Source organism: Thiogranum sp., assembly GCF_058323355.1.
In genome coordinates this window covers 28,649-42,662 of sequence record NZ_JBTTIO010000038.1, presented here as the reverse complement: position 1 = coordinate 42,662, position 14,014 = coordinate 28,649, and the positions used below count along the sequence as shown (strand labels likewise).

The 14,014-nt window shown below is 54.7% G+C and carries 10 protein-coding genes, 1 tRNA gene and 2 rRNA genes; 8 read left to right on the top strand and 5 right to left on the bottom strand.

All coding sequences use genetic code 11. The annotated features are described in order from the left end of the window. The 3 genes from ACW81B_RS06110 to ACW81B_RS06100 all read left to right on the top strand — a co-directional run. A 23S ribosomal RNA gene (locus tag ACW81B_RS06110) occupies nt 1-114 on the top strand; the annotation flags it as partial. 259 nt (nt 115-373) lie between these two features. Further along, nucleotides 374-488, top strand: a 5S ribosomal RNA gene (gene rrf, locus ACW81B_RS06105). Nucleotides 489-744: 256 nt separating this feature from the next. Further along, nucleotides 745-1,224 carry a CBS domain-containing protein gene (locus ACW81B_RS06100; RefSeq protein ID WP_491579327.1) on the top strand — a complete coding sequence of 160 codons (480 nt, stop codon included), beginning with the start codon at nt 745-747 and terminating at the stop codon, nt 1,222-1,224. Nucleotides 1,225-1,226: 2 nt separating this feature from the next. On the opposite strand, the gene ACW81B_RS06095 is transcribed toward ACW81B_RS06100, so the two are convergent. Next, nucleotides 1,227-1,586, bottom strand: coding sequence for a hypothetical protein (locus ACW81B_RS06095; protein WP_491579326.1), 360 nt, complete (start codon nt 1,584-1,586; stop codon nt 1,227-1,229). 192 nt (nt 1,587-1,778) lie between these two features. On the opposite strand from ACW81B_RS06095, the gene birA reads away from it, so the two are divergent. The 5 genes from birA to ACW81B_RS06070 all read left to right on the top strand — a co-directional run bounded on the left by birA (nt 1,779) and on the right by ACW81B_RS06070 (nt 5,778). After that, the gene (birA, locus tag ACW81B_RS06090; protein ID WP_491579325.1) at nt 1,779-2,753 is read left to right on the top strand and encodes a bifunctional biotin--[acetyl-CoA-carboxylase] ligase/biotin operon repressor BirA; all 975 of its coding nucleotides are present in this window, start codon (nt 1,779-1,781) and stop codon (nt 2,751-2,753) included. Continuing rightward, a complete protein-coding gene (locus tag ACW81B_RS06085) occupies nt 2,750-3,502 on the top strand; it encodes a type III pantothenate kinase (protein WP_491579324.1) in 753 nt (250 codons plus the stop codon). Before birA ends, ACW81B_RS06085 begins: the two co-directional genes overlap by 4 nt. Then, nucleotides 3,499-4,227, top strand: a complete 729-nt coding sequence (locus ACW81B_RS06080; RefSeq protein ID WP_491579323.1) for a hypothetical protein — start codon at nt 3,499-3,501, stop codon at nt 4,225-4,227. The genes ACW81B_RS06085 and ACW81B_RS06080 overlap by 4 nt, the downstream gene beginning before the upstream one ends. Before the next feature lie 59 nt (nt 4,228-4,286). Continuing rightward, nucleotides 4,287-4,362 (top strand) — tRNA-Thr (locus ACW81B_RS06075). A gap of 105 nt (nt 4,363-4,467) precedes the next feature. Beyond that, nucleotides 4,468-5,778, top strand: coding sequence for an oxygen-independent coproporphyrinogen III oxidase (locus ACW81B_RS06070; protein WP_491579322.1), 1,311 nt, complete (start codon nt 4,468-4,470; stop codon nt 5,776-5,778). Nucleotides 5,779-5,999: 221 nt separating this feature from the next. On the opposite strand, the gene ACW81B_RS06065 is transcribed toward ACW81B_RS06070, so the two are convergent. The 4 genes from ACW81B_RS06065 to ispG all read right to left on the bottom strand — a co-directional run bounded on the left by ACW81B_RS06065 (nt 6,000) and on the right by ispG (nt 13,900). Beyond that, nucleotides 6,000-9,107, bottom strand: a complete 3,108-nt coding sequence (locus ACW81B_RS06065; protein WP_491579321.1) for an efflux RND transporter permease subunit — start codon at nt 9,105-9,107, stop codon at nt 6,000-6,002. 32 nt (nt 9,108-9,139) lie between these two features. Beyond that, nucleotides 9,140-10,405: an efflux RND transporter periplasmic adaptor subunit gene (locus ACW81B_RS06060; RefSeq protein WP_491579320.1), complete on the bottom strand. Its 1,266-nt coding sequence runs from the start codon at nt 10,403-10,405 to the stop codon at nt 9,140-9,142. Between the two features lie 8 nt (nt 10,406-10,413). After that, nucleotides 10,414-11,757 (bottom strand): TolC family protein, encoded by a 1,344-nt coding sequence (locus ACW81B_RS06055; protein ID WP_491579319.1) that lies wholly within the window; start codon nt 11,755-11,757, stop codon nt 10,414-10,416. Between the two features lie 904 nt (nt 11,758-12,661). After that, nucleotides 12,662-13,900, bottom strand: a complete 1,239-nt coding sequence (gene ispG / locus ACW81B_RS06050) for a flavodoxin-dependent (E)-4-hydroxy-3-methylbut-2-enyl-diphosphate synthase (protein ID WP_491579318.1) — start codon at nt 13,898-13,900, stop codon at nt 12,662-12,664. Nucleotides 13,901-14,014: the final 114 nt, after the last annotated feature.

Here is a 14,014-nt window from a genome sequence, read left to right as displayed (position 1 = left end):
GGGAACTTGATTCCCCTGAAGGGTCGTCGAAGACTACGACGTTGATAGGCTGGGTGTGGAAGTGCAGTAATGCATGAAGCTAACCAGTACTAATTGCCCGTGAGGCTTGACCATATAACACCCAAACGATCCGGGTGTTGATTCTCAAGTATGCAACAACCCGATCTTTAACAACTTTCTTTATTCAACTATTTGGTGTCAGATCAAAGATCAATGGAAGATCAAGGATCAATGGGGTCAGACTCGATTGATCTCGTCAATGCCACAGACTGACGTGTCCGCCGTGATCAATCGAGTCTGACCCCATTGATCCCATTGATCCCAGAGTTATGAGAAGAATTTTTACTCTGACCCCAAATAGTTAACCAGTTTGCCTGGCGGCCATAGCGAGTGTGAACCACCCGATCCCATCCCGAACTCGGAAGTGAAACCGCTCAGCGCCGATGATAGTGTGGGGGTTCCCATGTGAAAGTAGGACACTGCCAGGCTTTAATACCGAAATACCCGATCACACTGTGGTCGGGTATTTTTTTTGTCCCGGGATTGACGAATAACCCGGTATTTTGAAGGTTTCGTCTGCTTGGTCTATACCTTACAGGGCACAATACATTCTCAGACGGGGTTAAGACAATGGTCAAACAAACATCTCTCCCGCTACACCCACTTCCTCCGTCGGTAGGTTATTTTGAGCCAAGTCAGGAACTTACTGAGCGGTTAAGCATGAAATCTCCAGCACTCCTGGCAATGACAGATTTACGTCAACAGATTGCCGTCACGGTCGAGCCGGATGTGTCAATTGAATGGGCGCTGCAACGCATGAAAACTGCCGGTGTACGGCTGTTGTTCGTGGTAAGTCCAGACAAGAAAGTACTTGGTTTGATCACATCGACGGATATCCAGGGTGAAAAACCGATCCAGTTCCGACAGGAGCTTAATTTACGACACGAAGAAATCATGGTGCGTGACATTATGACACCACACAGCGACCTTGAAGCGACAGATATCAGCGAAGTAAAGCGTGCCACAGTGGCTGATGTTGTCGCGCTACTGGAAAAGGCTGGCAGACGACATTCCCTGGTACTTGATCGTGATCCACATACCGATGCGCCGGCCATCCGTGGCATCTTTTCAGCTTCACAGATCGAGAAGCAGCTGGATCGCGTTATCGAGATTGTCAGTGTTGCACGTACGTTTGCCGAGGTGGAGTCTGTGCTTAACAGTTGAAATCAGAACGCCGGCTGCGCGACCAGCAGTGCTTCCGGTACAGCGTTGTTGATGGCGGCAGGGAGCCTCCAGCCGACCCTGGCTTCGGGACGCACGATCACCCAGAGCACATTAAGCTTCAGGTTGAGGTCGGCAAATACCACGGCGTGGGTATAACGTTTCAGGACCCGTTCTATCTTGACGACGGTTTCCTCGATCAGGTGTTCAGGACGGTTACGCAGCTTCGGAATAATCATCATAAAGTCCGACAGTGGCCGGCCATGTTCATCTTCGCGCGGTGCGCGTTTATACAGGGGGATCGACGGAATCATCTCCGAAGTGCGCGCCAGGTTTGCCTGGGTTCCTTTTTGCAATGCAGTCATGGCCGGTTCCGTAGTGTCAGCAAGGGTATGAAATCCTGGGCCGGTGCCCACTTCCGCTATCGGCGGTGAGGCGCCAATATTAAATTTCCGCTTATGCCTGGTGGAATCTGTCACTGTTCCCGAACTGGCCCGGGTATTATTTCCCGCTCCCCGGACTGTGTGCCGGGGCTATGTTAAACTTACGTAATGTCAATGCGTTATCGATTGATCGAGCATCTTGCCGATGGCTGCTTCCACTCTGGTGAGGGATTGGCAAAACAGCTTGGCGTCAGCCGTGCTGCCGTGTGGAAACAGATTCGCGGGCTGGGGGAACTTGGACTCGACATCCATGCCATTCGAGGGCGTGGATACCGGCTGGCGGTACCTTTCGAGCCGCTTGATGCACAAACGATTCATGGCCATATGCGGGTTGAGACCCGTCAACGGATTGAATGTCTTGAGGTGCGGCAGGAGGTGGATTCCAGCAACGACTTTCTGAAGCGCATGTCACCACCGGCAAGGCAGCAGTGTTTTAACGTCTGCCTTACTGAATGGCAGCGTGCCGGGCGCGGGCGTCGTGGGCGTCACTGGGTGTCGCCTTACGGCTCAAACCTGTACCTCTCATTGGCCTGTGTGCTGGATGAAACCATACTGCAATCCGGTGGATTAAGTCTTGCTGTGGCGATTGCGGTGCACCGGAGCCTGTGCAGACTGGGTATAGACGGTCTCGGACTGAAGTGGCCGAACGATATTTTCTTTAATGGACGCAAGCTGGCGGGTATCCTGCTGGATCTCAGCGGCGAGAGTGGTGGAGATTATCATGTCATCATCGGTGTCGGCATCAACTTGCGCATGTCGGATAGTGCTGCAGTAAAGATTGATCAGCCCTGGACCGACCTCAGGGCAAACCAGCTGGAACAACAACGGAACAAACTCGCAGGAAAGCTCTTGGAAAGTCTTATACAGGTTATAGATACATTTTCCCGGCAGGGACTCGCCGCGTTCGCTGAAGAATGGCAGCGTCACGACATAACAGCCGGCCTCCCGGTTGACCTTCATACGGGTCAGAAAACGGATATCCGGGGTGTGGCAAGAGGTGTCGATGCCCACGGTGCGTTACTCATCGAGCAGGACGGAAAGGTCAGGGCTTTCCATGCCGGTGAAGTCAGTGTGCGGCTGGCCGTATGAATCTCCTCATTGATATTGGCAATACCCGCGTAAAGTGGGCATTGCAGGATGGTGACAAGTGGACCAGTGGCAAGCCACTACTGCGCGGTTCCAAGCCGTTCAAGGACATTGCCCGTCCGGCGTGGAAAGAGCTCGAGACACCGGAACGGGTCATCGTATCCAATGTTGCCGGTGTCGAGTTTGAGAAATCGGTGCGCACCTGGGTAAAACGGCGCTGGAAGATATTGCCGGAGTTTCTGCACAGCCAGGCGCAACAGTGTGGGGTGATCAATGCGTATGCAAAGCCGGAGTGCCTGGGTAACGACCGCTGGGCTACGTTGATTGCAGCGCATGCACAGTGCCGTGGCCCGGCGGTTATTCTGGGTTGCGGGACTGCGATTACGATTGATGCACTGTCTGCTGACGGGCGCCACCTGGGGGGGCTGATCGCACCCGGTATCGAACTTATGATCTCATCTTTGTGCGACAGGACAGCAGATGTCAACATCGGTGAAGGCGATCCGGGAGAAATCTCGTTGCTTGCCAGCAGTACCGGGTCTGCGGTGCTGGGCGGAAGCCTGTATACGGCAGTATCCTTGCTGGACAGGGTCAGTGCAGATTTACAAAGTGAACTTGGCAGGAACGTTTCCCTGCTACTGACCGGTGGAGACGCCGAACGTTTGATATCCTTACTTGGAAGTACTCCGAAACATGAACCGGAGCTGGTTCTGAAGGGGCTGGCGGTAGTTGCAAATGAGGCAGCCACTTGAAATATCTGGTGTACCTGTTGCTCGGCCTGAACCTGGCGTACTTTGCCTGGATACAGTCGCAGCCGGCCCCCGTACCACCGGCGCCGCAGCTCAGGCCACTGCCTCCCGCTGTTGAACCTCTGGTTTTATTGTCAGAGCGAAACCGGGCGGGGGTGCTTGCCGGTACCCCGGACACAGCACTTGGCGAGGCAGAAAGCGGGGTTGAGATGGCGGCCCCTGAATCAGTACCATCATCGGTCGATAAGGAAACGCTGCCGGCCACGCGGATCAAGCCGGTCTGCCGTACCCTCGGACCACTGGCTACGGTCGGTGAGGCAACCCGGTTGCGAGACCGGCTGTCTGCACAGGGTTATACGGCCACATCGAGGGAAGGCGAGATCCAGATTCCGTCCAGTTACCAGGTGTACCTGCCGGCAACATCCCCCGGGCAGGCCCGTGAGGTTGTCAGCACGCTGGAAGCGGCGGGTATGACAGACTACTTTGTCGGTCGGCGTAACCGCATATCACTCGGCATATTCTCCAGCAAGAGTAAAGCACAGGCTCGCCGCGAGGGCGTCCGCAAGCTGGGCTACGACGCCATGCTCAACACGCGTTATAAAACCAGCAAGGTGTACTGGATTGATATCGAGGCAGGCATGCAGCCGCCGCCGGAATCCACGCCGGACTGGCAGCAGCTCGTGTCAGATTACCCGAATATCAAGGTGCAGCAGGTCAGTTGTGAATAGTTTGCGCAGTATCGGCTGCTCGAATACAATAGCCGCCCCGTCTGGGGCAGTTTCCTAACGCCGGTGTAGCTCAGTTGGTAGAGCAACTGACTTGTAATCAGTTTGTCGGGGGTTCGACTCCTCTCACCGGCTCCAATTTATCTAAAACACACCCTCCTTCCGGCTCACTTTGATCTGCATCAAGGTGTTGCCGCCGCCCGGGTAATACTATGCACCCCTGTCACCAGACGGATATGTCGCATGGGGTTACCCGGAGAACGAGACAACAACGAGGCGCCGATGCCCGAGGTTTTCGAGCCGTGCTGCGGCCTGTATCCCGGTATTGCCTCGTTTACCCCCGAATTTGACGCCAGCGATTATCGCGAGTGGGTGTTACGCAGTAACGGTGACCCGGTACCGGCGCCGCTGATGCTGGTGGTGCAGAATGCTGCACGAACCACTCATGAAAACAGCCAGGAGGGTGCGGTGCATCTATTGCCGTGGCACTCGGCGATCACACGGGAAATACAACTCCAGGGAGAACTGTTTGATACAGACCGGCCGCTTGAGGGCGTTGTACTTGCGCCAGGTATAACAGTCAGCTGGACCAACGATGCCCTGTATGAACTCTCCACCAGTATTCAGAATGCCTTTTCTGTCACGCCGGCGGCACTGACACGCTGGTGTGCCTGTTTTGGATTGTCCCGGCCTCCCCTGGAGCGTTTGCAACTCTTGCGTGTGCTTGGTTTCAGCAAGACGCGCATGTGTGTGGACCTGTCATCGCCTGATCCTGATGGTGGGGATGTATTCGCCGGCATCGAGCGTACCGGGCAGCTACTGGAAGATATCAGGAGTCTGGGTTACCGTTCACTGGCCATTGACCTGCTGTTGCCGGCGAAACCGGGCAATACCCTGTTGAAAGCCGTCGAGCGCTTTCTGGCACAAACCCGCGTGGAATGTGTCCGTCTGATGACGGCTGCCGGGCAGGATAATGTTACGGACGATGTTTCACCATCATCCTTGCTTTCAGACTTCCTGTCAGGTTCTGGTTACCGGCACATCGGGCTGGACTGGTACGTTACAGATGCTGAACCGTCGCTGGCAAAGGATGCGCCATTATATTGGTCGCCGTTGGGCTACACCGATATCAAGGGACTGGACATTATCGGTGTCGGGCCAGCGGCCGTGTCGGTTCTGGAAGATGCCTGCAGTCAGAATGCGGTTCAGCTTGAGGGTTACCAGCGCATGGTAGGGCTGGGTGAAATACCCACAGAGCGTGGTATCGAACTGGAATCGGATGATGCGCTGCGACGTACGATAATGACCGGTGTGCTGGTGAACGAGCACTTCAATATCGAAGCCCTGGAGAACGGCTGGGGCATTATGTTTTCACGCTATTTCGAATCGGAAGTTGCCTTGTTGCGGACACTGGAAGCCAACGGGAAACTGGTGCTTACCGAACACGAGATTCACACCCTGAAACGGGATCGGGATACCTTGACGACCCTGTGCCGGATTTTCGATAACCAGGACAGGATTGCCCGGGTGCCGCTGTTACATGAGGTGCGCTGAGGCTGTGCAGGTACTAGCCCGGCGTGTTGCCGTAGTGCTCCATTACATATTGATCGACCCGTTGCTGGAACCCATCGGTAACGGTTAACCGGCGGAGTTGGAGGCGACGTATTATCGCCAACAGGAGAAGTCAGCCATGGTGGCCTGACCCAAACAAAACGGTCTCCGGGATTTCCGAGGCGGTTCACTTTTTATTCATGCCTTAACGGGACAGCCGTGTTCTAACATGTTCCCTCTCGCGCATGCACCAATCGGTACAACGCGGGCAACACCACCAGGGTCAGCAAGGTGGACGAAACAATGCCGCCAATAACAACGGTCGCCAGTGGCCGTTGAACTTCGGAGCCGATGCCTGTATTCAGCGCCATGGGAATAAAGCCCAGGGCCGCCACCAGGGCTGTCATTAACACCGGACGCAATCGGGTGAGTGCGCCATCAACAATGGCGTCATTCAAACGCTGACCATGCACGCGCAAATCACGAATGAAGGCAACCATGACCAGGCCATTGAGAACCGCGATGCCTGACAGGGCAATAAAACCCACCGCGGCGGATATGGAAAAGGGAATATCGCGCAATAGTAATGCGATAATGCCACCGGTGAGCGCCAATGGCACGCCGGAGAAAATGATCGCGGCGTCCCTGACCGAGCCCAGCGCCATAATCAACAGCCCAATCACCAAAGCCAGGGTTAATGGCACCACAATGGACAGGCGTTGCGTGGCCGATTGCAGTTTTTCATAGGTGCCCCCATACTCAACCCAGTAGCCGGCGGGTATCTCCACATTCTCTGCAACCGATTGCTGCACATCCTGCACGAAAGACCCAAGATCGCGGCCACGCACATTGGCGGCCACCACAATACGCCGCTTGCCATTCTCCCGGTAAATCTGGTTGTAACCCGTCAGCAAGACAGGCTGCGCCACTTCGCCCAACGGCACATAATCGCCATTGGCCAGCATCACCGGCAGGCTGGACAGCGCATCCGTGTCGCTACGCTGATGTTCCGCCAATCGTATGACGATATCGGAACGTCGGTCGCCTTCATAGTATTGACCGGCCACGCTGCCACCCAATGCGGTTGCCAGTATCTCCTGCAATTCGGCGATGCTCAGGCCATAGCGCAACATGGCCTCGCGCTTCGGCTGTATGGTCATCACCGGAAGACCGGTGGCCTGCTCTACCGCAACATCCGCAGCACCCGATACTTTTTTGAGGGCTTTTTCAATGTCATCGCCCAGTTGGATCAACTGATCGAAATCATCGCCAAACACCTTGATGGCCAGCTCCGCCCGAACCCCGGATATGAGTTCATTAAAACGCATCTGAATTGGCTGCAAAAACTCATAACGATTTCCGGGGATAGGGGCGACCAGCGCCTCCAGCTCTGCCACCACCTGCAATTTCGGTTTGTCGGGATCAGGCCATTCATCACGGGGTTTGAGAATAATAAAATTGTCCGCAACACTGGGTGGCACCGCGTCGGTGGCCACTTCCGCGGTACCGATTTTTGCAAATACGGTTTTGACTTCAGGCAGTTTTTTGATTTCCCTTTCCAGCCCCTCCTGCAGTTGAATCGCCTGTTGCAAGGATGTGCCGGGAATGCGCAGTGCATGCATGGCGATATCCCCTTCATCCAGGTTGGGCATGAACTCCGAGCCCAGCTTTGGGACCAATGTCGCAGAAGCCAGCACCAATACCACCGCAAGCGAGACCACCAGCCAGCGATATTGCAGTGACAGCATCAGAACGGGACGATACAGTGAACGGCCGGCCTGCACGATTTTGCCTTGTTTTTCCTGTATGGGTTTGCGGAACAAAATGGCGACGGCGGCAGGGACAAAGGTCACGGAAAGCACCATCGCACTGAGCAGCGCAATCATCACGGTCAGCGCCATGGGGTGAAACATTTTTCCTTCCACGCCGTCGAGGGCGAAAATCGGAATGTAGACAGCGGTAATAATAAATACGCCGAACAAGGCCGGGCGAATCACCTCGCGTGTGGCATCAAACACCACTTCAAGGCGTTCGTTGAGCGACAGTGGTCTGGTGCCGACATGGCCCAGCCTGCGCAAACAGTTTTCCACGATAATCACCGCGCCATCGATAATCAAACCAAAATCCAGCGCGCCCAGGCTCATTAAATTGGCGCTGACCTTGCTCTGCACCATACCGGTAATGGTCATCAACATGGCAATGGGAATGACGGCAGCGGTTAAAACAGCAGCGCGGATATTGCCCAGCAACAAAAACAGCACGGCAATCACCAGCAGCGCGCCTTCGAGCAGGTTTTTCTGCACCGTGACCAGGGTTTTGTCCACCAGGCTGGTGCGGTCATACACCGCATTTGCACTAATGCCTTGCGGCAGGCTGGCCTTGATTTCTTCCAGTTTCAGGGCGACATCATTGGCCACGGTGCGGCTGTTTTCACCGATCAGCATGAATACGGTACTCATCACTACTTCACGGCCATTTTGCGTAGCGGCTCCCGAGCGCAGCTCTTTTCCCAGCGAAACCGTGGCAACATCCTTTATGCGAATGGGAAGCCCCTGCTGCTGGCGAATGAGGATGTTTTCCAGATCCTGTAAATCACCGGCCTGACCGGGCACGCGCATGAGCCATTGCGCGCCATTGTGTTCGATAAAACCGACACCGCGATTACTATTGTTTTGCTCGACGGCCTTGACCACATCGGCGTAATCAATACCATGGGCCAGGAGTCTGGCAGGATCCGGGGCAACCAGGATCTGTTTTTTGTATCCACCGATGGGATTGACTTCCACCACGCCGGGCACGCGCATGAGCTGCGGGCGTATAATCCAGTCATGCACCGAGCGCAAATCGGTGGGCGTCACCAGGCTGCCATCGGCATTTCTTGCCCCCGGCTGCGCATCCACGGTGAACATGAAAATTTCACCCAGGCCGGTTGCAATGGGGCCAAGCGTCGGCTCCAGACCTTTGGGGATATTCCCCCTGGCCGCACTCAGCCGTTCATTAACCAGCTGGCGTGCGAAATAGATATCCGTGCCTTCTTCAAACACCATGGTGACCTGGGACAGGCCATAGCGTGATACGGAACGGGTATAGGATAATCTCGGCAGGCCGGCCATCGCCGTTTCTATCGGAAAGCTTACCCGCTGTTCCGCCTCCAGGGGTGTGTAACCCGGGGCTTCGGTGTTGATCACCACCTGGATATTGGTAATATCCGGCACCGCATCAATCGGCAACTGGGTGAATTTCCAGGCCCCCAGGCCCATGACCATCAGCACCAGTACAATCACCAGACCACGTCGGGCGAGTGATAATTTTATAATTGTTTCAAGCATCATGAATTCCCAAAGCTGGATGAGTGGTTGCCAAATCAGTGATCATGTGAAGCACCGGATTTTTCAATATCTGCTTTAATGACATAGCTGTTTTCCGTCACGTAGCGCGTGCCGGCCTCCAGACCACCCAGTACTTCTATCCACTCATCATCCTGCCGCCCCGGTTCCAGCATACGCACTTCGTACTCTTCACCTATTTGTGCATAGACCACGGTGAAATCCCTGAATGCCTGCAGACCTGAGCGTTTAACCGCCAGGGGTACCGCAATCTCACCGACTTTGATTTTTGCCGTGACAAAACTGCCGGGGAGCAATTGGCCATGCTTGTTTTCAACGACCATGCGCGCCGTGACCGATTGGTTGGCTTCAGCCAGAATATTGATCATGGCTATTTTGCCCTCGAAAGTCTGGCTCGTATTGGCCAACGTAAAACGAACCGGCGCGCCGACTTTGACGTGCTGTTGAACCGCGGGAAACAGGGATAGATCCACCCAAACGGTTGAAGTGTCCGTAATGCTGAACAGGGTTTGTTCAGCAGCTTGTTCACCGGCATTGGCATTTCGCTGAGTAATCACGCCATCGATGGATGCCTTGATGCTGTACAGCTTGAGGCTTTCGTTACTTTCCACCGTTGCCAATACCTGGCCTTTCCTGACCACATCACCGACAGAGACCGAAACAGATTGAATCACCCCGGGGAAACGTGCACCAATATGGTTGACCTTCTCGCTGTTTGGGGTGATTTTTCCAAATACATTGATGGTTTGCTGCAATACCACCGGCCCGGCAATGGCAGTGCCTATTCCCAGCGCTTTGGCCACCGCTGTTTCAATTTTCGTGCGGCCTTCAAAATTATCGTATTGCCAGTGATATTGGGCGCCCTTGTGCCTTGCGTCGATACTGACAATAAATGAATGCGGTTCATAAATAACGCGGTCACCACGCATCGCATCGCCGTGCGGTGTAAATTTGATTTCATCAACCTTGCCGCCCAGGCGGGTGAGCCTGATTTTGAGATCAACTTCAGCGGGCTTTAGCGGTTGGCCCTTAAGGCTGGCCCAGGCGCGGAATTCAGGGGGGACGCCAGTTTCAAAAATGGATAATTCAAGGTTGAAATCGCCACTGCTGAGCAGGCGGCCGCCGTGGGGGCCTTTGATAACCTCAACTTCCTCTGTGCCGCCGTGTGTACTGTTTTCTGAGCCACGTTGTTCGGATTCTGTATTCCCACAGGCGCTTATCAGCGTACTCAGGAAAATGATCGCCAGACTTTTTATTGTCCATCTTTGGTTAAATCGTTTCATGGTTGCTCTCATCGGTTGTTATCCGCCGGTTTTGTCATGGACACACCGGTCAAACGTTCAATCTCAATGACTTTCAGGTGTGCGTCGATACTGTCTTTGATCAACGATGTACGCGCTTTGAGCAGTTCCGCCTGCACGCTGCGCCACTCAAGATAACTGTAGCGGCCCAAATCATACGCCCGGCGGGTCTGCTTCAGTGCCGCTTCAAGCCGGGGGATAATCCGGCTGCGATAGGCGTCAACCCGGTGCAGGCTGTGCCGCAATTCCTGAGATAACACATACAGCGTGGTTTCTATTCGAACTCTGAGTTCATCTTCCAGCGCCTGGGTTTGTGACAATATTTCCCGCGCTGTGGTAATACGCCCGGTATTGCGAACACGCTCACCAAAAGGAATGCTAATGCCCGCGACCAGCGCCTGATCATTGGTGCGTTCATAATGGCGCAGGCCAAGATTAACCCGCCATTCCGGGTTGCCTCGGGATTCCGCCAGTTTTAACCGGGCCTGCCTGAGGCGTTTATCCGACAACAGGCGAAGAAAATCAGGACTCTGTTCAAGGCGGCTTTTGAGGGTTTCAAATGACAGAGGGTTCGGCAGACGAAAGACATCGCCTTCGACGCGGGTGAACATAGGGTAAGTTTCGCCCCATTGCGCGGCCAATAAGCGAACCGCCGTCTCCTGTTGATGTTCAAGCTCTTCCCGGTCAAGGCGCTTTCTTTCCCGATCTGCCTCGGCTCGTGCCAGTTCAGCCTCTGATGTTTTACCGGCCACCACGCGTTGATTAACGGCGATGACCGTTTCATTGGCGAGTGCAAGACTTTTATCTGCATTTTCCAGACGAGCCTGATTTGCCAGACAGACAAGATACAAGCGCGCCGTTTCTGCCGCCGCATCCAGACGTTTGATATTTGCCTCGGTGGAAAGCGCCAATGTGCCGGCCCGTGCCTCATCAATATAGCCCTGGCGAATTTCGCCCTCGACGACCCAGCTGATACTCAAGGTGGCCTGCGCCTTGTCAGCACCTTTAAAACCGCCTGTCCCCAGGGCATCCTCGATGATAAAGTTAAACTCAGGACTGGCAGACATGCCGGCCTGTAACGCCAAACCCTGCTGAGCCTTAAGTTGATAGCCAAAAGATTTCAATGCCGGGTTATGCTCGAAGGTTTTGCTAATCGCATCGTGTAAATTGATACTATGCGCGCCTGTATTCAACCGGTCTTTACCCGTACTCGTTTCGGCATGCAGTAACGTGCTGAGCAACAGTAATGTACAGCCGAAGAACAGGCTCTTCGATTTGGATAACATATCTATGCTATCTCCTGTGTGGGTTAAAACATCACCTGCATACAGCAACAGCGTGACTGGGTTTTAATTGGAATATTTTTAAAGGTGTGGGTTACCGACAAGCCATCGCTCACACCAACCCCTGGGGATTCGTGGCAGACGATCTTATCGACTACGGCAGGAATTTATCCGGAGTGAGAAGTCCAGATTTATTTTGCAGGTGGCGCGCGCAGGGGTGGTTGGAATAAATAATAACAGGAGGGAAAGAGAATGTTATAAAATCGCTGTCCGGGCACACTCATTCGGCGTGGAATACACAAAAGGAGGCCCATGAAAAGAAGGATGACGACGAGAGGATTCAGTGAATTCGCGTTCTTCAACGCTATGCCCGGACTCACATCTACAGCATCAGCGGAATGATCATCAGGATGTTCGCCATGGTGATTTGTCCGGTCAAAATCATGAAGTGTCGATTCCGGGTGGACGCCAACCACATGTGCTGATGATTCAGAGTGATCATCATGCTCAAGATGCATATGCAATTTGCCTGTCTGTGCCAGTAACAGCGCAATGCTGAGACACAACACCAGCAAATAGTTGAAAATCGAATTGTTATGGATCTTCCTCATAGGTTTGGACTTTAACTTTATCTCTCATATCATTCAAGTAAAAGCCCCGGCACCCAAACGACGGTATTCGAAGGAAAGAATTACAAGCCCATGCCGCGCGGATACGATATAAAACAAGCCTGATGGAAGTGTTCCCGTCGCCAGCTTCCAGATGCACCCTGACCCGGCGGTGCAGGCGTGCAACGCCGAACTGGCAGCGCGGGCCACCAGGAAATGTCGGATACGTACCGAGAACAACCCTGGGACTTTGTCCTCAAATACCCCGTGGCACTGCGGACGACGCTGAAGGTTGAGTGCGGCAAACCGCCACGCATACTGGCGCCACTCAAGGTACAACCTGCGTGCTAGCCCGGCGTGTTGCCATAGTGCTCCATCACATATTGATCGACCAGTTGCTGGAATTCCTCGGCAATGGATTCGCCTTTTAATGTCACGGTTTTTTCCCCATCGACATAGACTGGCGCAACCGGTCTTTCACCTGTGCCCGGCAGGCTGATACCGATATTGGCCTGTTTGCTTTCACCCGGGCCGTTCACCACACAGCCCATAACCGCGACAGTCATGTCCTCTACGCCGGGGTGCTGTTCACGCCATGCCGGCATCTGCCTGCGCAGATAGCCCTGGATATCCTGCGCCAGTTTCTGGAAATAGTCACTGGAGGTACGGCCGCAGCCCGGGCAGGCGACCACGCTCGGGGTGAAGGCGCGCAACCCCATGGATTGCAGGATCTCCTGCGCCACGCGTACTTCCTCGCTCCGGCTGCCGCCGGGTTCCGGGGTGAGGGAAATACGGATGGTATCGCCAATACCTTCCTGCAACAGGACTGACAGTGCCGCCGTGGAAGCCACAATACCCTTCGCCCCCATGCCGGCCTCGGTCAGGCCGAGATGGAGGGCGTAGTCACAGCGTCGCGCCAGTGTGCGGTAGACGGCGATCAAGTCCTGCACGCCACTCATTTTTACGGACAGGACAATACGCTCCCGGCCAAGGCCCAGTGTTTCGGCGCGCGCGGCGTTATCCAGTGCCGAGGTCACCATGGCTTCGTGAATAATATCCTGCGTGTCGCGCGGTTGTGTCGATCGGCTGTTTTCGTCCATCAGTCGAACCACCAGCGCCTGATCGAGGCTGCCCCAGTTAACACCGATGCGTACCGGCTTGTCATAGCGACAGGCGGTTTCGATCATGGTGGCGTACTGTTCATCACGCTTTTTGCCGCGACCTACATTGCCCGGGTTAATGCGGTACTTGCCCAGCGCCTGCGCACAGTCCGGGTACTTGTCCAGCAGCTTGTGCCCGTTGAAGTGAAAATCACCGATCAGCGGTACGCTGATGTTCATGGCATCCAGCCGCTCGCGGATCGCGGGTACGGCGGCGGCAGCTTCCTCGCTGTTGACAGTGATGCGTACCAGTTCGGAACCGGCATTTGCCAGTTGCGCGACCTGCTGCACGGTGTCGTCGATATTGGCCGTGTCGGTGTTGGTCATGGATTGCACCACAACGGGCGCACTGCCACCGATGGTGACGTTACCAATGCTTACGGCGCGGGTGATATGGCGTGTGATGGATGAGCTGCTGACTGACATGGGATGAACCGCATTGAACAAGTGCTAATGATAGCTGTCCCGGCAGTGACAGGAAAGGCCGGCAAGGCGATATTCCCTCTGGTAAGACGGGTTTTGCCAGGGCAAGGCCCTGTC

Bases quoted from the DNA above. Each gene is read 5' to 3' on its own strand.
- ACW81B_RS06065 (WP_491579321.1), bottom strand. From the start codon at position 9,107: ATGATGCTTGAAACAATTATAAAATTATCACTCGCCCGACGTGGTCTG.
- ACW81B_RS06095 (WP_491579326.1), bottom strand. From the start codon at position 1,586: ATGACTGCATTGCAAAAAGGAACCCAGGCAAACCTGGCGCGCACTTCG.
- ACW81B_RS06070 (WP_491579322.1), top strand. From the start codon at position 4,468: ATGGGGTTACCCGGAGAACGAGACAACAACGAGGCGCCGATGCCCGAG.
- ispG (WP_491579318.1), bottom strand. From the start codon at position 13,900: ATGTCAGTCAGCAGCTCATCCATCACACGCCATATCACCCGCGCCGTA.
- ACW81B_RS06100 (WP_491579327.1), top strand. From the start codon at position 745: ATGACAGATTTACGTCAACAGATTGCCGTCACGGTCGAGCCGGATGTG.
- ACW81B_RS06085 (WP_491579324.1), top strand. From the start codon at position 2,750: ATGAATCTCCTCATTGATATTGGCAATACCCGCGTAAAGTGGGCATTG.
- ACW81B_RS06060 (WP_491579320.1), bottom strand. From the start codon at position 10,405: ATGAAACGATTTAACCAAAGATGGACAATAAAAAGTCTGGCGATCATT.
- birA (WP_491579325.1), top strand. From the start codon at position 1,779: ATGCGTTATCGATTGATCGAGCATCTTGCCGATGGCTGCTTCCACTCT.